Source organism: Frigoribacterium sp. MCBA15_019 (genome assembly GCF_001864945.1).
GTDB lineage: Bacteria > Actinomycetota > Actinomycetes > Actinomycetales > Microbacteriaceae > Frigoribacterium.
Map to the genome: position 1 here is coordinate 225,172 of NZ_MJGS01000017.1, position 18,602 is coordinate 243,773.

The window sequence follows — 18,602 nt, forward strand, 5'->3', positions numbered from 1 at the left end:
TCGACCCTCACCGAGGCCCCCTCGACCGTTCGCGGCGAGGGGGTCTCGTGCGTCCGGCCCGTCGCCGTCCGGGACGAGGAGGCGCGGGTCGACTCAGCCCCGGACGGGCACCCACCCGGTCGCCGCGTCGACGATCCGGTCGAGTTGCTCGGGAGCCGTGGTGTTCTCGCCCAGCCGGTTGGGCTTGCCGTCGCCGTGGTAGTCGCTCGACCCGGTCACGATGAGGTCGTGCCGCCGGGCGAGCTCGAGCAGTCGCGCCTTGCCCGCCGTGGTGTTCTCGCGGTGGTCGATCTCGACGCCGAGCAAGCCGGCGTCGACCAGGGCCTCGAAGCCCTCGCTCGAGACGTTGGGCTCGCGCCCCCGGGTCGCGGGGTGGGCGATGACGGGGACTCCCCCGGCCTCGCGGATCAGCCGGACGCCGATCAGGGGGCTGGGTGCCTCGTGTGGTTCGTAGTACCCGGACCGCCAGTGCAGGATGCCCGCGAAGGCGGCGCTGCGGTCGGGTGCGTAGCCCTTGGCGACGAGGGCGTCGGCGATGTGCGGCCGGCCCAGCGTCGCTCCCGAGCTGGCCTGGGCGAGGACGTCGCCCCAGGTGAGGTCGTAGTCGGCGGCGATGCGTTCGACGATGCGCTCGGCGCGGTGCAGACGACTGTCGCGGAGGCGTGCCGTCTCGGCGACCAGACCCGGGTGCGCGGGGTCGAAGAGGTAGCCGAGCATGTGAACGCTGTTCAAGCCGAGCCGGGTGCTGAGCTCCATGCCGGGGACGAGGGTGAGCCCCGTCCCGGCGACGGCGGCCGAGGCCTCGGACCACCCGGCGGTGCTGTCGTGGTCGGTCAGGGCGACGGTGTCGAGCCCCGCCCGCACGGCCGACGCGATCAACGCGGCGGGCGCCTCGGTGCCGTCCGACACGCTCGAGTGAGTGTGCAGGTCGACCAGGCGCGTGGGCATCCCCCCATCGTAGGCGGCGCGCTTCCGAGGCGTCCGTGCGGCGCCCGACCTGCGGTCGGGGGTTCCCCTAGGCTCCAGTGGCCATGATCCGTCGTCTCGTCGCCCTCGTCTTCGTCCTCGCCGTCGCCGCCGTGCTGGTGGCCGCCCTCTGGCCCCAGGCCGTCGGGCTGCAGCGCGTCTTCCCGGTCGCTCAGGTGGTGTCGTTCCGCCTCGTCGCCGCGGCCGTGGCGATCGTCCTGACGGTGCTGCTGCTCGTGCTCGGCCTGATCGCGCGACCGATCCGGTCGTTGACGGCGAGTGCGGCCGTGCTGCTGCTCGTGTTCGGCGTCCTCTCGGCCGGCGTCGTGACGGCTCGAGGCCTCGGCCGCACCGACTTCGTCGAGAAGACGCCCACCGACGTCACCGTCCTGTCGTGGAACACGCTCGGCGCGGCGACCGGGGCCGACGCCGTGGTCGCCCTCGCGACCGAGGTCGGCGCCGACGTGATCGCCCTCCCCGAGACCCGACAGGAGGTCGGCGTCGCCGTCGCCGAGGCCATGGCCGCCGCCGGCAAGCCCATGTGGGTCCACACGGTGGCCTACGACCAGAGCGCGAGCGGCCGCTCGACGACCCTGCTGATCAGCGCCGCGCTCGGCGACTACCAGGTCGCGATCGGCGACGACGGCACCACCGACGCGCGCACGACGCCCGTGCTCCCGACGGTCGTCGCGACGCCCGTGTCGGGCGAGGGGCCCACCATCGTCGCCGCCCATCCCGTGTCGCCGACGCCCGATCACATGGGGCAATGGCGTGCCGGCCTCGGCTACCTCGCCGACGTCTGCCGCTCGGGTGACGTGATCATGGCGGGCGACTTCAACGCCACGCTCGACCACATGGCCGGTCTCGGCTCCGACGGTGGGGCCCTCGGCGCCTGCCGCGACGCGGCCGAGGCCACCGCCAACGCCGGGGTCGGCACCTGGCCGACCGACGTCCCTCCCCTGCTCGGCGCCCCGATCGACCACGTCATGGCGACCGAGCAGTGGCTGCCGACCGGCTTCCGGGTCGTGACCGAGCTCGACGACGCCGGCAGCGACCACCGTCCGGTCGTCGCCCAGCTCAGTCGCACGGGGGCCTGAGCCCGCCGACTGGGCGTCCGGCCCGTTTGGCGGGACAATGGTGGGCATGGCAGATCAGAAGGCGCCGCGCGCGACCACCAACCGCTCCACCACCCCCGGGTCGGACACGTTCAAGGACTACATCTCGTCGCAGTGGGCCGACCGCCCCGACGTCCTGCCCGAGCCGCGCGAGCAGGCGCCGTTCGCCGCCGACCGCCGCGCGCGACTGTCCGCGCTGCACCCGGGCACCCGCCTGGTCGTCCCGGCCGGCTCCGCCAAGGTCCGCTCGAACGACTGCGACTACCCCTTCCGAGCGCACTCGGCGTTCTCGCACCTGACGGGTTGGGGTTCCGACACCGTGCCCGGTTCGGTGCTCGTGCTCGAGCCCACGGCCGACGGGCACGACGCCACCCTGTACCTGCGCGCGAGCGCCGGCCGCGACTCGGACGAGTTCTACGCCAACCCCGAGATCGGTGAGTTCTGGATCGGCCCCCGCCCCTCGTTGACGCAGGTCGCCGCCGACCTGGGACTGGCCGCGCGCGACCTGGCCGACTTCGAGGCCGTGGTCAGCACGGTCGACGCCGAGACCCTCGTCGTCCGTGAAGCCGACCCCGACCTGACCCGTCGTCTCGACGCCGTCGTCGAGGCCGCAGCCGAGCAGTCCCCCGCCTCGGCGGTGGGCGACGTGACACCCGACGACGACGGCACCCCCGGGCGGGCGACCTCAGCCGACCTCGCCCGTGACCTGAGCGAACTGCGGCTCGTCAAGGACGCGTACGAGGTCGCCCAGATGCGCCAGGCGGTGACGGTGACGGGCAAGGGCTTCACCGACGTGATCGCCGACTTCGACGACATCGTCGCGCACCCCCGCGGCGAACGCCTCGTCGAGGGCACCTTCAACCGTCGCGCCCGCGCCGACGGCAACACGGTCGGCTACGACACGATCGCCGCGTCGGGCGACCACGCCTGCGTCCTGCACTGGACGCGCAACGACGGCGTCGTGCGCGACGGCGACCTCATCCTGATCGACGCCGGCATCGAGCTCGACAGCCTCTACACGGCCGACATCACCCGCACGCTGCCCGTCTCGGGCCGGTTCACCGACGTGCAGCGCCTGGTCTACGAAGCCGTGCTCGAGGCGGCCGACGCGGCGTTCGCGATCGTGCGCCCGGGCATCGCGTTCCGCGAGATCCACGCGACGGCCATGAGGGTCATCGCCGAGCGCACGGCCGAATGGGGCTTCCTGCCGGTCTCCGCCGACGAGTCGCTGAAGCCCGACCACCAGTACCACCGCCGCTACATGGTGCACGGTACGAGCCACCACCTCGGCATCGACGTGCACGACTGCGCCGCCGCCCGCCGCGACCTCTACCTCGACGGCGTGCTCGAGCCCGGCATGGTGTTCACGATCGAGCCCGGCCTGTACTTCCAGCCCGACGACCTCACCGTCCCCCAGGAGTTCCGCGGCATCGGCGTCCGCATCGAGGACGACGTCCTCGTGACCGCCGACGGCGCAGAGAACCTGTCGGTCGGCATCCCCCGCACGGTCGCCGACGTCGAGGCGTGGATCTCGCGCGACTGAGGTCCGAAGCCGAAGGGCCCCGGGTGCATCGCACCCGGGGCCCTTCGTCCGTCCGCACCCCGATCAGCGAGGCAGGGTCACCGGCCGCCGGACGACTCGTCGCCGTCCGGGGCCGCCGGGTCGTCGACCTCGGCCTCGGCCGGCGTCCCGTCCCGTCGCCGACCCGTGACGATCGCCACGACCACACCGGCGGCGGCCAGCACGACGATCGCGACGGCGATGCCGATGACGAGACCGGCGTTAACCGAGCCCGACTCGGACGCGGCCGACGGCGTCGCCACGGTGTCGTCACCCGGGGTCGCCATGGTCGTCATCTCGGGCTCGGTCGACGCCGAGGGCGAGGCCGCGTCGGTCTCGTCGCCGGTGGGGGCGTCGGAGCCGCCCCCCGCGCCTCCTGCGCTGCCGCAACTCGGACGGGTCGGCGAGCCGTCCCCCTCGGCGGTGCCCGCGGCGGGTGCGTAGGTGAACGGGACGGCGTCCGACACGGTGTGACCGTCGGCCGAGACCGCCTGGTAGGTCATCGTGTAGGCACCGGGCGCCCCGAGCGCGACGCCGGTCGCGAGGGTCGGCCCCGAGGTGGTCGAGCAGCCGTCCTCGTAGTGCAGGCCCGCGGCGTCGGTCACCTCGAGCACGTTCGAGCTGCCGGTTCCCGAGAGGTCGAGGATCACGTCGTTGAACGTGATCGACACGGTCGCCGGGGACGAGTCGACGGTCGAGCCGGCGGCGGGCGTGCTGCTCACGACGTAGTCGTGCGCCGCGGCGGGGCCCACCGGCACGAGGGCGAGCACGCCGGTCGCGGCGCCGAGGCCGGCGATCGCGAGAACGCCGAGGAGGCGCGGTGCCCGCAGGCGCGCGGCCGTCACGCGTCCACCCGGCCGCTCGTCGAGGCGCCGGACGCCGTCGCCCGGGGCCGACGAGTCAGTGCCACGACCGAGACGACGAGCGCCAGGGCACCGAGGGCGAGTCCGCCGATGCCGAGGCCGATCGCGAGCGGTCCGACCGCTCCGTCGCCGGAACCCGACGCCGAGTCGCCGGAGGTGCTGAGACCCGCGGTCGTCGTGTCGTCGTCCGTCTCGTGCCCGGCGTGCTCGTCGGCCGGCGGGGCGTCGTTGACGTAGAGGGTCGGTGCGGGGTGCTCGGGCTCTTCTCCCGAGGCCGGCGTCGCGTCGGCCCAGTCGACGACCGTGCCGTCCGAGTAACGCTGGTGGGCCGGGAGGGCGATCGACCCGGTGTCGGGCACTGCACCGGCGGAGATGACGAACTCCTGGAACTGACCCGGGGCGATCTGCGTGTCACCTTCGGCCGTCCAGGTCACCTGGGTCGGCGCCTCGGTGATCGTCGTGCCGTCGAGCTCGACCGGCTCGGGCAACGTGCTGGTGGTGACCTCGGTGGTCCACCCCGGCAGGGGCTGGTACGACACCGAGGTGAACGGGGTGTCGGTGGGCAGGTCGACGACGAGTCCGACGGTGCCGGCGGTCGCGGACTCGTTCGGCACCTTGAAGGTCAGCGTCTCGTACGAGCCGGCCTCGGCCTGGCCGGGCTCGACGTGGACGTGGGCCGACGCCGCGAGGGGCGCGGCCAGCGCGAGCAGGGCGGCGGCGCCGAGAGCGGCGGCCGACCGGATGACGACGGCGGACGACCGGGGACGGCGGGTCGTGACGGATGCGGGGACGGTGGTGCGGTTCATGGAGCTGGTCCTCTCGATCGCGAGGGCGATCGGTCTGCGGTGCATGACGATGGGGCCCGGCGGCGCGGGGGCGCGCACGACGGGGTCGCCGACGACGGAGGTCGACGGCGTGAGGGTCAGGCAGGGCAGGGCGGACCGCGGCGGGGCCGGGCCGTGAGGTGTCGCCGCCCGGGTGGGCGCGGACGGACGTCGGTCGGTGTCTGCGGGCGGCGGACGACGGGCACCTCGGGCCGGTGCCCGGCCGTCAGGAGGCGCGCGACGGCCAGACCGCGGACGGCCAGTCGGACGAGGGCCCACGCGGCACCCTCACCCCGCCGGAGAGCGACGATCGTGATCACGGCTGCGAGGGCGTGGGCCAGCCACATGGCGGGGCCACCCATGACCATGGCACCCGCGACCGCACCGGACACCGACCCGTCGGCGGCCGTCGAGATGACGAGCGCCGAGTGGTGGCCGCCCGTGGCGGAGGCTCCGCCGCCACCCTCGGCGCCGAGTGAGAAGAGAAGGTGGAACGCGACCTGGCTGAGCGCGACCGCGACGGCCAGCCGCACGGTCGAGAGGTGCACGCCGGCCAGGGCGATCGAGACGGGCACGGCGACGGCGAGAGCGAGGACCACGCCGAGCACGCCGGGTTGCATGCCGCCGCCCGCCACGTGGGAGAAGGCCGCGACCAGGGTCGAGGCGCCGGCGGTCAGCCAACCCCGCGCGAAGCGCTCGGCCCGGGTGGCCGTCGTGGAGGGGTCGCGGGGTGCCATGTCGACACCAGGGTACGTCAGCGCCGCGGGGTCTCGGGACGGGCGAGGATCTCGTGCGCCCGACCGGAGACCTCGGGGTCGACCACGATCTGGTAGTTCGACGCGAGCACCTGGTGGGTCGAGGTGAAGTCGCGGCGACGTCGCGTGATCGCGAAGCTGACGATGCCGTAGAGCATGCCGAAGCCCGCGCCGAGCAGGGCGGCCGCCCCGACGGTGGCCGCGGTCGCCGTCTCGGTCGCGAAGACGAGCATGACGAGCCCGAAGAAGACCCCGAGCCAGAGACCGGTCACGGCCCCCGCCAGCGCGGCGCGCCCGTAGCTCAGTCGACCGGTGACGCGTTCGACGGTCTTGAGGTCGTTGCCGATGATGGCCAGCCGCTTGATCGGGAACTCGGCCTGCGACAACCGGTCGACCACGCGCTGGGCCTCGGGATACGTGTCGTAGGTGCCGAGGACGTCGCCCCGCGGCAGGGTGGGCACCATCGGCGGGCGTCGCCCCACGGGGCCCGGGTTCGTCATCCCTGCATTAAACACGGTGCCCCTGCCGAGCCCCCGTCGGCGACGACGGTGCGAGCGACTAAATTGGACGCGTGAGTGCAACCAGAGTCTTCGTCGCCCGGCTGGCCGGTTGCTCCGTCTTCGACCCCGCGGGCGACAAGGTCGGCAAGGTGCGCGACGTGCTGGTGGTCTATCGCCGCACCGGGGCGCCCCGCGTGGTGGGGCTCGTCGTCGAGGTCCCCGGCAAGCGCCGGGTCTTCGTGGGCATCGGCCGTGTCACGAGCATCGGCTCGGGCCAGATCATCACGAACGGCGTCATCACCCTCCGCCGCTTCGAACAGCGTGGCGGCGAGACCCGGGTCATCGCCGACCTGCTCGGTCGTCGGGTGTCGTTCCGCCACGGCGGCGGCCACGCCACCATCGAGGACGTGGCGATCGACGAGGTGAGCGAAGGCGACTGGGAGGTCGGCCAACTCTTCCTGCGCAAGCCCAAGACGTCGCCGTCGCCGTTCGTCAAACCGCCCACGGCGTTCGCGGCCTGGGACGACGTGGTCGAAGAGGCCGGGCCGGGCGAGGCGCAGAGTGCCGAGCACCTCATCGCCGCGTACTCCGACCTCGTTCCCGCCGACCTCGCCAACACCCTGCTCGACCTGACGGCCGAGCGGCGGCTCGAGGTCGCCGGCGAACTGTCCGACGACCGCCTCGCCGACGTGCTCGAAGAGCTGCCCGAGGCCGAGCAGGTCGAGATCTTCACGGGCCTCGACGACCACCGCGCGGCCAGCGTCCTCGACCAGATGCAGCCCGACGACGCGGCCGACCTCATCGCCCAGCTGCCCGACGAGCGCACCGAGCAGCTCCTCACGTTGATGGAGCCCGACGAGGCCGACGACGTGCGCATGCTGCTCAGCTACGACTCCGACACCGCCGGCGGCCTGATGACGACCGAGCCCGTCATCGTCTCGGCCGACGCGACCGTCGCCGAGGGCCTCGCCCTCATCCGTCGCCACGAGCTGGCCCCCGCGCTCGGCGCGGCCGTCTGCGTGGTCCTGCCGCCCTACGAGCCGCCCACCGGCCGGTTCCTCGGCATGGTGCACTTCCAGCGGATGCTCCGCTACCCGCCGAACGAGCGCCTGGGCACCATCCTCGACCAGACCACCGAACCGGTCCGCGTCGACGCGACGGCCCTCGAGGTCACGCGGGTCATGGCGACCTACAACCTCGTCTCGGTGCCCGTCGTCGACTCGTCGCACCGACTCGTCGGCGTCGTCACCATCGACGACGTGCTCGACCACGTGCTGCCCGACGACTGGCGCAGTCAAGACCCCGACCAACCCCTGACCGCGAGCCGACCGCGTGGTCGCGCCCGTCGCCCCGCGATCGGCCAGAGCACGAGGAGCGACGATGGCCCGCGATAACCGCAACGACGTCCGCCTCGACGCCCCGAAGGGCCTGCGCCCTCGAGTGCTGCCCGGGCGCAAGCGGGTCAGCAGCGACCGGTTCGGCCGGGCCACCGAGTCCATCGCCCGCGGCATGGGCACGCCCTACTTCCTGATCGCCCTCACCCTGTTCTGCGTCGTCTGGATGATCTACAACACGGTCGCCCCCGTCGACATCCGGTTCGACAGCGCCGCCATCGGCTTCACGGCGCTGACGCTGATCCTGTCGCTGCAGGCCTCCTACGCCGCTCCCCTCATCCTGCTCGCGCAGAACCGACAGGACGACCGCGACCGCGTGCAGTTCGAACAGGACCGTCAGCGCGCCGAGCGCAACCTGGCCGACACCGAGTACCTGGCCCGCGAGGTCGTCGCCCTCCGCATCGCGATCCGCGACATGGCGAGCAAGGACTTCATCCGGGCCGAGCTGCGCTCGCTGCTCGACGAGCTCGACCGTCGCGACGACGACGAGGCTTCCGGGGTCGAGACGACCCGCGCCTCCTCGTCCCCGTCACGACGCGAGACCCGGCGCGACGGGCACCGTGGCTGAGGCGTCCCCGGCGACCCGGCCACCGGTGCCGACACCGGACGACGTGCGCCGCGCGCTCGGTCGGGTGCTCGACCCCGAGATCCGCAAGCCCGTCACCGAGCTCGACATGATCGGCGACGTCGTCGTCGACGCAGGAGGCGCGGCGACGGTGGCCGTGAAGCTCACGATCGTGGGCTGTCCCGCCGCCGACACGATCGAACGCGACGTCCGCGAGGCCACGGCCTCCGTGGTCGGCGTCACCGGTGTGACCGTCGACGTGACCGTCATGACCAAGGACGAACGACACGCCCTCACCGAGAAGCTGCGGGCGGGCCGCGCGGCGCGGGGCATGCAGTTCGGGCCCGACACGCTGACCCGGGTGTACGCCGTCACGAGCGGCAAAGGTGGCGTGGGCAAGTCCACCGTCACCGCGAACCTCGCCGTCGCCCTCGCGGCCCGCGGCCTGGCGGTCGGCATCGTCGACGCCGACGTCTACGGCTTCAGCATCCCCGGGTTGCTCGGCCTCGTCGGCCCCGACGGCGCATCCGTGAAGCCCACCCGCGTCGACGACATGATCCTGCCGCCCGTGGCCCACGGCGTGAAGGTCATCTCGATCGGCATGTTCGTCGACGACGCCTCGACGGCGGTCGCCTGGCGGGGGCCGATGCTGCATCGCACGATCCAGCAGTTCCTCACCGACGTGTACTTCGGCGACCTCGACGTGCTGCTGCTCGACCTGCCTCCCGGCACGGGCGACGTCGCCATCTCGGTGGGGCAGTTGCTGCCGCACGCCGAGGTGCTGGTCGTCACGACGCCTCAACCGGCCGCCGCCGACGTCGCCGAGCGCAGCGGGCTCGTGGCGCGCCAGACGGGTCAGCGGCTGCTCGGAGTGGTCGAGAACATGGCCGGTCTGCCCCAGGCCGACGGCAGCGTCCTCGAGCTCTTCGGGTCGGGTGGAGGCGTCGAGACGGCGCGCCGGCTGTCGGCCGGGCAAGAGACCGAGGTGCCACTGCTGGCCAGCGTGCCGCTCAGCCTGGGCCTGCGGCAGGGCGGTGACGACGGTGTTCCGGTCGTGCTCGCCGCTCCCGACGATCCTGCGGCCGCGGCCATCGACGAGCTGGCGGGCCGACTGGCCGTGCGGGCCCGGGGGCTGGCCGGCCGAAAGCTCGGACTCAGCGTGACCTGACCCGGGTCGAGGACTCGGTACGTGCAGAAAGGGCACCTCGCGTGGCGAGGTGCCCTTTCGTCACAGCGTCTCGCCCGGGGGCGGCGACGTGCTCGTGCCGCACCCCAGCACGGGGGCGGCACACGCGGCGACGGCACGCTCAGGAGGGAGACGCGCCGACCACCGCGAAGTGGACTACGACCAGCGGTTGTAGGTCTTGGTCGGGATGGCGCGGAAGCCGTCGCGGGCGACCGAGACGAGCGAGCCGGCGATTCCGACGACTGCGGCGATGACGAGGACGATGATTCCGGTGAGCATGGGGGACTCTTTTCTGGCGCGGTTCGACGCGCGGTTCTGCGTGGTGGGATGGATTCGCCACCGAGCCCGGGACCAGGTCAACCGGAGCTCGGGAGCGCTACGACGCGCTCCGGGGACTCCTCAATGATGCGCCTCGAAAAGCGGTAGATCAATCTCACGTTTCTACCGAAACAGGGTAGTTTTGCTACATGGATGTCAAGCGCCTCGAACTGCTCCGCGAACTCGCCGAACGAGGCAGCGTGGCCGCCGTCGCCCGGGCCACCCACCGCACCCCGAGCGCCGTCTCGCAGCAGCTCAAGGTGCTCGAGCGCGAGGCCGGTGTCGCACTGACCGAGCGGGTGGGACGCGGCATCGTGCTCACCGGCTCCGGGCGCGTGCTCGCCCAGACGGCCACCGACGTCGCCGTGGCCCTCGAACGCGCCCAGGCGGTCTGGGACGACTTCATCGCGACCCCGCAGGGCGAGGTCACGTTGGCCACCTTCCCCACGGGCGGACAGATGCTGCTGCCGGGGCTGCTACGCACGGTGGCCGAGACCCCGGGCCTGGTGGTCGTCGCCAGCGACCACGACCCGTCGATCCGCGAGTTCCCCGAGCTGGCCGCCGACCACGACATCGTCGTCGCGCACTCGTCCGACGACAAGCCCTGGCCCGGCCGTGGGCTCGTCACCGTCCCCCTGCTGACGGAGCCCCTCGACATCGCCCTGCCCGCCGACCACCGCCTGGCCGGTCGCGCCTCGCTCGCGCCCGGCGACCTCGAGGGCGAGAACTGGATCGGCGTGCCGCACGACTTCCCGTTCGAGTGGGTCTACCGCGAGATCGAGCGGGTGACCGGCAGCCCCGTGCGCGTCGCCCAGCGCTTCAGCGACACCAAGGTGACCGAGTCGCTCGTCGGGGCCGGCCTCGGCATCGCCGTGCTGCCGCGCTTCACCGCCAAGGACGCCCGTGACGACATGGTGCTCGTCCCCCTCGAGAGCATCCGGGCCGTGCGATGGGTGTCGGCCGTGATGCGGCGCGATCGGGCCGAGCGCCCCTCCGTGCGACGGGTCGTGGACGCCCTCCGGGCCGAGGCCTCCCGCGTGGCGGCGCTGCACGGCGGCGTCTGACACGTCGCCGGGGGCGGCCGTGCCGCGTCCACGAGGCCGGAGGGGCCACGAGGCGGGCGAGGTCAGGAGGTGCGGCGCAGCAGGCGCGTCAGGTCGCCTCGGAGTCGTACGGCGGCACCTCGCCCGTCGCGAGGGGCACGACCTGAGCGGTGGAGCGGCCCCCGGGCAACCCCGCGGACACGGCCGCGGCGGCACCGGCCGTCGCCATGCTCGGCGCCGAGGGCTTGGGAGCGGCGTCCGTGCCGTCGAGCAACGCGTCGCGGATGATGCGCCGCGGGTCGTACTGGCGTGGGTCGAGCTTCTGCCACTCGACGTCGTCGAACTCGGGGCCCATCTCGTCGCGCATGCGGGTCTTGGCGCCGTTGGCCATGTCGCGCACCGTCCGGACGAGCTGAGCGAGCTTCGACGCGTAACCGGGCAGCCGTTCGGGACCGAGCAGGAAGACCGCGAGCACACCGATGATGAGCAGCTTGTCGAACGTCAGACCGAACATGGACACGCATGCAGACTAACCGGTGACGACTCGGGGAACCCCCTAGAGTTGGCCTTTCGAGGAGTGGGTGTGTCGCAGATAGAGTCAAGTTGGAAGTTCGCGGAAGAACTCGTCACCGAGAGCGACGCGATCGCCGAGGCTCGACAGCATTCGCTCGAGGTCGGCGTCGAAGCCGTCTCGCCGGCGGTGGGTGCCCAGCTCGCCGTCGTCGCCGCCGCCTCGAACGCCTCGTCGATCATCGAGGTCGGCACGGGCCTGGGCGTGAGCGGACTCTGGCTGCTCTCGGGCGCCCCCGGTGCCGTGCTGACGACCATCGACCGCGAGATCGAGCACCAGCAGGCCGCCCGTGACGCCTACCTGCAGGCGGGGGTCCCGGCCAGCCGCTTCCGCCTGATCGCAGGCCGCGCAGCCGACGTGTTGCCTCGCATGAACGAGAACTCGTACGACATCGTCTTCGTCGACGCCGACCCCGGCTCGGTCATCGAGTACGTCGAGCACGGCCTGCGACTCGCCCGTCCCGGCGGACTCGTCCTCGTCGCGCACGCGCTCTGGCACGGCAGGGTGGCCAATCCCGCCGTCCGCGACACCACGACCACGGGCTTCCGCACCTTGCTGACCGAGGTGTCGACCTCACCGGCCGTGATCAGTTCGCTCTCGACCGCGGGCGACGGCCTGCTCTCGCTCGTCAAGCGCTGAGACGCCCACGCCCTGAGTCGCGCCCGAGCCCATGCGGCGGGCAAGAGGCCGTGGGCAGCAGGCCGTGGGCACACGCACGGACGCCCCGCGCGTCGCTTGTGCGACGGGCGGGGCGTCCGGGGCTATTAAGGAGGTGGCCGACTAGGCACTCACGACGCCGGCGAGGGCGTCGTGCAACTCTTTGGCTTCGTCGTCGTTGACCGACACCACGAGGCGTCCCCCACCCTCGAGCGGAACACGCACGATGATGAGACGGCCCTCCTTAACGGCTTCCATAGGCCCGTCGCCGGTCCTCGGCTTCATGGCTGCCATCAGATAGTCCCCTTTCGCAAGTTGCTGGTCCCATTATCCGTGATTTCGAGCCCCCGACCTAAACGACGCCGTTCGACCACCGATCACGGCGGCGTCCAGTCGTACCCGTTCACCCACCAGCAGTAGTAGAGCCATGCCCACTGGGCCGCCACGAACACGGCGACGAGCAGCGCGCGGTAGACCTTCGAGCGCGGCACCGCGAGCACGCCCAGCAGGGGGAAGAGCGGCATCAGGAGCCGGAAGGTACTGGACTGCGGGAAGAACACGGCCAGCAGGTAGAGCGCGTAGGCGACGCCCCACAGCCTCAGGTCGACGCTCGTCCGGCGCGCCCACGGCGACAGCATCAGGGCCGTGAAGGCGAGCACGGACAGGACGAGCAGGGCGATGCCGGAACCACCCGGAAACCACCAGTTCGCCCCGTCGACCCAGGGGGTGAACGGCACGAGCGGCCCGTAGCCGATGTACGGCGCCCGCCACGCGAGCTCGGTCTCGGTGTAGGCACCCGGCACGCCGGTCACTGCACCGGCGACGATCAGCCACGCGACGCCGAACACGGCCGTGGCCGCGGCCACCGCCACCACGCGGACCCGCTCGCGCACCGGGAAGGGATCGTCGTACCGACGCCACCAGCGCAGCACCCCGTGCAGTCCGATCGCGAGGGCGAGCGGAAGGGCCCCGGGCCTCGTGAACGACATGATCAGCACGACCGGCAGCATCGCCAGGTACTGTCGCCGCACCAGCAGGAGCAGGCTCGCGCAGAGCAGCAGCAAGAACATCGACTCGGCGTAGGCCACCTGCAGCAACGGCGACAGGGGCGCCACGCAGAACAGGACGACCGCGAACAACGAGGTCGACTCGGGCAGCGAGTGCCGCATGAGGCGGTAGAACAGCAGGGCCGTCCCCGCGGCGCAGGCGACCGACACGACGACGGCGAGCGTCGCGAAGGGCAGACCCGTCAGGGTCATCAGCCCACGGACGACGAACGGGTAGGCGGGCATGAACGCCCAGGCGTTCTCGCCCACGTGACCGTCGCCCGTGATCGGCAGGTCGCTCGGGTACCCCACCACGGCGATGATGTAGTACCAGTGACCGTCCCAGATGGTGGCGAAGCTGCCGTAGTCGGGGCTCGCGAGGGTCCACGCGTTGGCCTGCTGGGCACCGGCGAAGGTGAGGAGCGCGATCGTGCTGACCACGCGCGACAGCACGAACACCACGAGCACCCGGGCCCACCACGGCGTGAGGCGGTAGCGCAGCAGAAGACGCCTCGACGGCGAGATCGGTCGTCGAGGGGCGTGACGCGAGAGCGGGGACGAGGAGGCGCGGCTCGCCTCGCCGACGGTCACGCCGTCAGCCACGCCCGCAGTCCGCGCTCGTTGTCGAGGATCTGCTGCACGGGCACGCGCTCGTCGTCGTGGTGGGCCAGCATCGGGTCGCCGGGGCCGTAGTTGACTGCGGGCACGCCCAGGGCGGAGAAGCGCGCGACGTCCGTCCATCCGTACTTGGGCTTGGCCTCGCCGCCGACGGCGCGCAGGAACTGCTGCGCCAGCGGGGCGTTCAGGCCGGGCCGCGCGCCGGGCGCGAGGTCGACGATCGTGACGTCGAAGCCCTCGAAGAGCTCGCGCACGTGCGCGACGGCTTCGTCGGCGCTGCGGCTCGGCGCGAAACGGTAGTTGACGTGCACCATGCACTCGTCGGGGATCACGTTGCCGGCCACGCCGCCCGTGATGCCGACGGCGTTGAGGCCCTCGCGGTAGACGAGCCCGTCGACCTCGACCTCGCGAGCCTCGTAGGCCGCCAGCACGTCGAGGATCGGCGCGGCCTTGTGGATGGCGTTGTCGCCCACCCACGACCGAGCACTGTGCGAGCGGGCGCCGAAGGTGCGGATCTCGGCGCGCAGGTTGCCGTTGCAGCCGCCCTCGACCCCGCTGTTGCTCGGTTCGCCCAGGACGGCGAAGTCGCCGGCCAGCAGGTCGGGCCGGAGGCGCGCGAGGCGGCCCAGGCCGTTCAGCGCGTCGGAGACCTCTTCGTGGTCGTACCAGACCCACGTCACGTCGACGTTCGGTTCGGTCAGCTCGACCGCGAGTCGGAGGTGCACGGCGCAGCCGGCCTTCATGTCGACGGTCCCCCGGCCCCACAGGTACTCGACGTCGCCCTCGGTCTCGTAGCGTGTGGGCACGTTGTCGTTGATGGGCACGGTGTCGATGTGACCGGCGATCACGACCCGCGAGTCACGGCCCAGCTGCGTCCGAGCGACGATCGCGTCACCGTCGCGGAACAACTCGAGGTGGTCGCAGCCATCGAGCGTGGCCCAGATCTCGTCGGCGACGAGACGTTCGTCGCCTGACTCGGACCGGATGTCGCAGAGCTGCCTCGTGACGTCGACGGGCGAGACGGAGAGGTCGATCGGTGCCATGCGGGCGAGTTTACGGGCCGACGGCACGGGTCGCCTCCGAACCGGCTGGTCGGCGGCTGCCGATACGCTCGGGTCCATGACTTCCGACGCCACCGCCACCGCCCCGACCCACGCCTACGGGTACGGCCTCGCGACCGTCTCGCACGACGGCACCACGCTCGACACCTGGTTCCCCTCCCCCCGGCTCGGCACCCTGCCGGCCGACCGCGACCCCGAGATCGTCCCGGCCGAGCTGGCCGACGCCGCCGGCCCCGACGAGCGCCGGGTGGTGGACCTCGTCCCGGTGACGATCGAGATCGACCTGAGCGCGCCTCCTGCGTCCACCCCCGACGCGTACCTGCGCCTGCACCTGCTGAGCCACCTGCTGGTGAAGCCCAACACGATCAACCTCGACGGCGTCTTCGGGCACCTGCCGATCGTCACGTGGACGAACGCGGGGCCGGTCCACCCCGACGACTTCGCGCGCCTGCGTCCGACGCTGCAGCGTGCGGGCATCGTCGCGACCGGCATCGACAAGTTCCCGCGCATGCTCGACTACGTCTCCCCCGACCGCGTCCGCATCGCCGATGCCTCGCGGGTGCGGCTCGGTGCGCACCTGGCCCCGGGCACCACGGTCATGCACGAGGGCTTCGTGAACTTCAACGCGGGCACCCTCGGGTCGTCGATGGTCGAGGGCCGCATCTCGCAGGGCGTCGTCGTGGGTGACGGGTCCGACATCGGCGGCGGTGCCTCGATCATGGGGACACTGTCGGGCGGCGGCACCCAGCGCGTGACGATCGGTGCCCGCGCCCTGCTCGGCGCCAACGCCGGCATCGGCATCGCGATCGGCGACGACACCGTCGTCGAGGCCGGACTCTACGTGACGGCCGGCACCAAGGTCGTCGTCGTGGGCGGCACCCCGACCCACGACGGCTCACCGCAGACCGTCAAGGCCGTCGAGCTCTCGGGCCAGCCCGGGCTGCTCTTCCGCCGCAACTCGCTCACCGGTGCCGTCGAGGTGCTCCCCCGCAAGGGCCACGGCATCACGCTGAACTCGCAGCTGCACGCGTAGCCGAACAGGGCAGCACTACCACGCCGCCTCGACGCCGGAAGGTGGGCACGACGCCAGATCTGAACCTGGCGCCGTGCCCACCTTCTTGCGTGGTGGCGTGATGCCGACGGACTAGCGCTGCGGCCAGTCGCGCTCGGTCGCGCCCAGGTACAACTGCTGGGGGCGGCCGATCTTGGTCGTCGGATCGGTGTTCATCTCGCGCCAGTGGGCGATCCAGCCGGGCAGGCGCCCGATCGCGAAGAGCACGGTGAACATGCGCGGCGGGAAGCCCATCGCCTTGTAGATGACGCCCGTGTAGAAGTCGACGTTCGGGTAGAGCTTGCGCTCGACGAAGTAGTCGTCGGCCAGGGCGATGCCCTCGAGCTCCATCGCGATGTCGAGCAGGTCGTCCTTCACGCCGAGGGACTCGAGCACCTCGGTGGCGCTCTCTTTGACCAGCTTGGCGCGGGGGTCGTAGTTCTTGTAGACGCGGTGGCCGAAGCCCATCAGCTTGACGCCGGCCTCTTTGTTCTTGACCCGCTCGACGAAACGCTCGACGCCCTGGCCGCTGTCTCGGATCTCGGCGAGCATCTTGAGGACGGCCTCGTTGGCCCCGCCGTGCAGCGGCCCGTAGAGCGCGCTGATGCCGGCCGAGATCGACGAGAACATGTTGGCCTGGGTCGAGCCGACGAGGCGCACGGTCGACGTCGACGCGTTCTGCTCGTGGTCTTCGTGCAGGATGAGCAGACGCTCGAGCGCCTTCGAGAGAACCGGGTTGACCTCGTACGGCTCGGCCATCGTGCCGAAGTTCAGCTTGAGGAAGTTGTCGACGAAGCTGAGCGAGTTGTCGGGGTAGAGGAAGGCCTGGCCCAGGCTCTTCTTGTGCGCGTAAGCCGCGATGACCGGCAGCTTCGCCAGCAGTCGCACGGTCTGCAGCTCGACCTGCTCGGGGTCGTGCACGCTCATGCTGTCTTCGTAGAACGTCGACAGGGCGCCGACCGCGCTCGACAGCACCGACATCGGGTGGGCGTTGTGCGGCAGGGCGTCGAAGAAGCGACGCAGGTCTTCGTGCAGCAGCGTGTGCCGCCGGATGCGCGCGTCGAAGTCGGCGAGCTGGTCGGGGGTGGGCAGTTCGCCGTAGATCAGCAGCCAGGCCGTCTCGAGGTAGGTCGAGTTCTCGGCGACTTGTTCGATCGGGTAGCCCCGGTAGCGCAGGATGCCCTGATCACCGTCGATGTAGGTGATCGTGCTTCGGGCGTTGGAGGTGTTCACGAACCCCGTGTCGAGGGTCGTGTAACCGGTCTGCTTGGTGAACGTCGAGATGTCGATCGACGAGGCACCTTCGGTGCTCGCGACGATCGGGAACTCGGCTGTTCCCCCCGGGAACTGCAGCGTGGCCTTCTGGGCGTCGTTGGCAGTGTCAGTCACCCGGTCAGCCTAGCGGTCAGCTGCCGAGTCGCCCCACGGCGGCGTCGATGCGCTCGTCGGTCGTCGTGAGCGCCACGCGGACGTGACGGTCGCCGGCCGGCCCGTAGAACGAGCCGGGGGCGACGAGCACTCCGCGCTCGGCGAGCCAGGACACCGTGGCCCAGGCGTCCTCGCCTCGCGTGGCCCAGAGGTAGAGCCCGGCCTCGCTGCGGTCGATGCGGAACCCGGCCGCCTCGAGGGCGGGCAGGAGGCGCGCCCGGCGGGCCGCGTACCGTGCCTTCTGCTCGACCACGTGGGCTTCGTCGGCCAACGCGACCACCATCGCCTGCTGCACGGGGGCCGGCGGCATGAGGCCCGCGTGTTTGCGCACGGCGAGCAACTGACCGACGACGTGGTCGCAGCCCGCGACGAAGCCCGCACGGTACCCGGCGAGGTTGGACTGCTTGCTGAGCGAATAGACCGAGACGACGCCGCGGAGGTCGTCACCCACGACGCGGGGGTCGAGGATGCAGGGCGTGGGGCGATCGGCCCATTCACCCGTCCACCCCAGCTCGGCGTAGCACTCGTCGCCGGCGATCACGGCGCCGAGTTCGCGCGCACGGGCCACGGCCGCACGCAGGCCCTCGACGCCGAGCACGGCTCCGTCGGGGTTGCCCGGGCTGTTCAACCAGACCAGCTTCGTCGACGCGGGCCACTCGGCCGGGTCGTCGGAGGCGAGGGCCGTCGCACCGACGAGCGCGGCACCGAGCGCGTAGGTCGGGTAGGCGTTCGTCGGATAGACCACCGTGTCGCCCGGGCCGATCCCGAGCCAGAGGGCCATCCCGGCGATGAGTTCTTTCGAGCCGATGGTCGGCAGCACGTTCGCGTCGCCGAGCCCGGTCACTCCACGGCGCCGCTCATACCACTCGGCGATGGCCGACCGCAGGGCCGGGGTGCCGGCCACCTGCGGGTACGAGTGGGCGTCGGTCGCGACGGCCAGGGCCTCGCGGACGACGTCGGGCGTCGGGTCGACGGGCGAGCCGACGCTGAGGTCGACGATGCCACCGGGGTGACGTCGGGCGGTCGCCGCGTACGGCACCAGGGCGTCCCAGGGGAACTCGGGAAGGTCGAGCGCCACGG

At 71.9% G+C, this 18,602-nt stretch carries 20 protein-coding genes; 8 read left to right on the forward strand and 12 right to left on the reverse strand.

The genetic code is table 11. The features are described 5' to 3' along the window. Positions 1-93: 93 nt before the first annotated feature. Positions 94-948: a PHP domain-containing protein gene (locus BIV04_RS13205; protein WP_071256758.1), complete on the reverse strand. Its 855-nt coding sequence runs from the start codon at positions 946-948 to the stop codon at positions 94-96. 83 nt (positions 949-1,031) lie between these two features. On the opposite strand from BIV04_RS13205, the gene BIV04_RS13210 reads away from it, so the two are divergent. Both BIV04_RS13210 and BIV04_RS13215 read left to right on the forward strand, forming a co-directional pair. Next, the gene (locus BIV04_RS13210; RefSeq protein WP_071256759.1) at positions 1,032-2,063 is read left to right on the forward strand and encodes an endonuclease/exonuclease/phosphatase family protein; all 1,032 of its coding nucleotides are present in this window, start codon (positions 1,032-1,034) and stop codon (positions 2,061-2,063) included. A 46-nt stretch (positions 2,064-2,109) separates the two neighbouring features. Continuing rightward, complete coding sequence (locus BIV04_RS13215; RefSeq protein WP_071256761.1) at positions 2,110-3,624, forward strand: aminopeptidase P family protein; 1,515 nt, start codon at positions 2,110-2,112, stop codon at positions 3,622-3,624. Positions 3,625-3,701: 77 nt separating this feature from the next. Here the strand turns inward: BIV04_RS13215 and BIV04_RS13220 are convergent, their stop codons facing one another. From BIV04_RS13220 to BIV04_RS13235, 4 genes are all read right to left on the reverse strand, one after another. After that, positions 3,702-4,487, reverse strand: coding sequence for a copper resistance CopC family protein (locus BIV04_RS13220; RefSeq protein WP_255364290.1), 786 nt, complete (start codon positions 4,485-4,487; stop codon positions 3,702-3,704). Beyond that, positions 4,484-5,311 carry a YcnI family protein gene (locus BIV04_RS13225; protein ID WP_083396451.1) on the reverse strand — a complete coding sequence of 276 codons (828 nt, stop codon included), beginning with the start codon at positions 5,309-5,311 and terminating at the stop codon, positions 4,484-4,486. Before BIV04_RS13225 ends, BIV04_RS13220 begins: the two co-directional genes overlap by 4 nt. Positions 5,312-5,427: 116 nt before the next feature. Further along, positions 5,428-6,066 carry a hypothetical protein gene (locus BIV04_RS13230; RefSeq protein ID WP_071256763.1) on the reverse strand — a complete coding sequence of 213 codons (639 nt, stop codon included), beginning with the start codon at positions 6,064-6,066 and terminating at the stop codon, positions 5,428-5,430. A 17-nt stretch (positions 6,067-6,083) separates the two neighbouring features. Beyond that, complete coding sequence (locus tag BIV04_RS13235; protein ID WP_056048662.1) at positions 6,084-6,584, reverse strand: general stress protein; 501 nt, start codon at positions 6,582-6,584, stop codon at positions 6,084-6,086. A gap of 71 nt (positions 6,585-6,655) precedes the next feature. Between BIV04_RS13235 and BIV04_RS13240 the strand changes: the two genes are divergently transcribed. Genes BIV04_RS13240 through BIV04_RS13250 form a run of 3 tightly spaced genes read left to right on the forward strand, consistent with a single transcriptional unit; the run spans position 6,656 to position 9,711 of the window. Next, positions 6,656-7,978 (forward strand): magnesium transporter MgtE N-terminal domain-containing protein, encoded by a 1,323-nt coding sequence (locus tag BIV04_RS13240; RefSeq protein ID WP_071256765.1) that lies wholly within the window; start codon positions 6,656-6,658, stop codon positions 7,976-7,978. Continuing rightward, positions 7,965-8,546 (forward strand): DUF1003 domain-containing protein, encoded by a 582-nt coding sequence (locus BIV04_RS13245; RefSeq protein ID WP_055974027.1) that lies wholly within the window; start codon positions 7,965-7,967, stop codon positions 8,544-8,546. The genes BIV04_RS13240 and BIV04_RS13245 overlap by 14 nt, the downstream gene beginning before the upstream one ends. A gap of 43 nt (positions 8,547-8,589) precedes the next feature. Further along, the gene (locus BIV04_RS13250) at positions 8,590-9,711 is read left to right on the forward strand and encodes an Mrp/NBP35 family ATP-binding protein (RefSeq protein WP_177174822.1); all 1,122 of its coding nucleotides are present in this window, start codon (positions 8,590-8,592) and stop codon (positions 9,709-9,711) included. 174 nt (positions 9,712-9,885) lie between these two features. On the opposite strand, the gene BIV04_RS17460 is transcribed toward BIV04_RS13250, so the two are convergent. After that, a complete protein-coding gene (locus BIV04_RS17460; protein WP_255349746.1) occupies positions 9,886-10,008 on the reverse strand; it encodes a hypothetical protein in 123 nt (40 codons plus the stop codon). A gap of 188 nt (positions 10,009-10,196) precedes the next feature. Between BIV04_RS17460 and BIV04_RS13255 the strand changes: the two genes are divergently transcribed. Beyond that, entirely contained in the window at positions 10,197-11,111 is a 915-nt protein-coding gene (locus BIV04_RS13255) for a LysR family transcriptional regulator (RefSeq protein WP_071256768.1), read from the forward strand. 88 nt (positions 11,112-11,199) lie between these two features. Here the strand turns inward: BIV04_RS13255 and BIV04_RS13260 are convergent, their stop codons facing one another. Next, positions 11,200-11,604: a hypothetical protein gene (locus BIV04_RS13260; RefSeq protein ID WP_055974037.1), complete on the reverse strand. Its 405-nt coding sequence runs from the start codon at positions 11,602-11,604 to the stop codon at positions 11,200-11,202. 69 nt (positions 11,605-11,673) lie between these two features. Here BIV04_RS13260 and BIV04_RS13265 point away from each other — a divergent pair, with 69 nt between their 5' ends. Next, positions 11,674-12,300, forward strand: coding sequence for an O-methyltransferase (locus BIV04_RS13265; protein WP_054145342.1), 627 nt, complete (start codon positions 11,674-11,676; stop codon positions 12,298-12,300). A 141-nt stretch (positions 12,301-12,441) separates the two neighbouring features. On the opposite strand, the gene BIV04_RS13270 is transcribed toward BIV04_RS13265, so the two are convergent. From BIV04_RS13270 to dapE, 3 genes are all read right to left on the reverse strand, one after another. Further along, positions 12,442-12,612, reverse strand: a complete 171-nt coding sequence (locus tag BIV04_RS13270) for a DUF3117 domain-containing protein (RefSeq protein ID WP_071256769.1) — start codon at positions 12,610-12,612, stop codon at positions 12,442-12,444. A gap of 83 nt (positions 12,613-12,695) precedes the next feature. After that, positions 12,696-13,967, reverse strand: a complete 1,272-nt coding sequence (locus BIV04_RS13275) for a hypothetical protein (RefSeq protein ID WP_255364291.1) — start codon at positions 13,965-13,967, stop codon at positions 12,696-12,698. Continuing rightward, entirely contained in the window at positions 13,952-15,025 is a 1,074-nt protein-coding gene (dapE, locus tag BIV04_RS13280; protein WP_071256770.1) for a succinyl-diaminopimelate desuccinylase, read from the reverse strand. The genes BIV04_RS13275 and dapE overlap by 16 nt, the downstream gene beginning before the upstream one ends. A gap of 76 nt (positions 15,026-15,101) precedes the next feature. On the opposite strand from dapE, the gene dapD reads away from it, so the two are divergent. After that, positions 15,102-16,076, forward strand: coding sequence for a 2,3,4,5-tetrahydropyridine-2,6-dicarboxylate N-succinyltransferase (gene dapD / locus BIV04_RS13285; RefSeq protein WP_071256887.1), 975 nt, complete (start codon positions 15,102-15,104; stop codon positions 16,074-16,076). Between the two features lie 111 nt (positions 16,077-16,187). Here the strand turns inward: dapD and BIV04_RS13290 are convergent, their stop codons facing one another. Beyond that, on the reverse strand, positions 16,188-17,483 hold the full coding sequence (locus tag BIV04_RS13290; protein ID WP_082060022.1) for a citrate synthase: 1,296 nt from the start codon (positions 17,481-17,483) through the stop codon (positions 16,188-16,190). A gap of 16 nt (positions 17,484-17,499) precedes the next feature. Beyond that, positions 17,500-18,600: a succinyldiaminopimelate transaminase gene (gene dapC, locus BIV04_RS13295; protein ID WP_071256771.1), complete on the reverse strand. Its 1,101-nt coding sequence runs from the start codon at positions 18,598-18,600 to the stop codon at positions 17,500-17,502. Positions 18,601-18,602 lie beyond the last annotated feature (2 nt).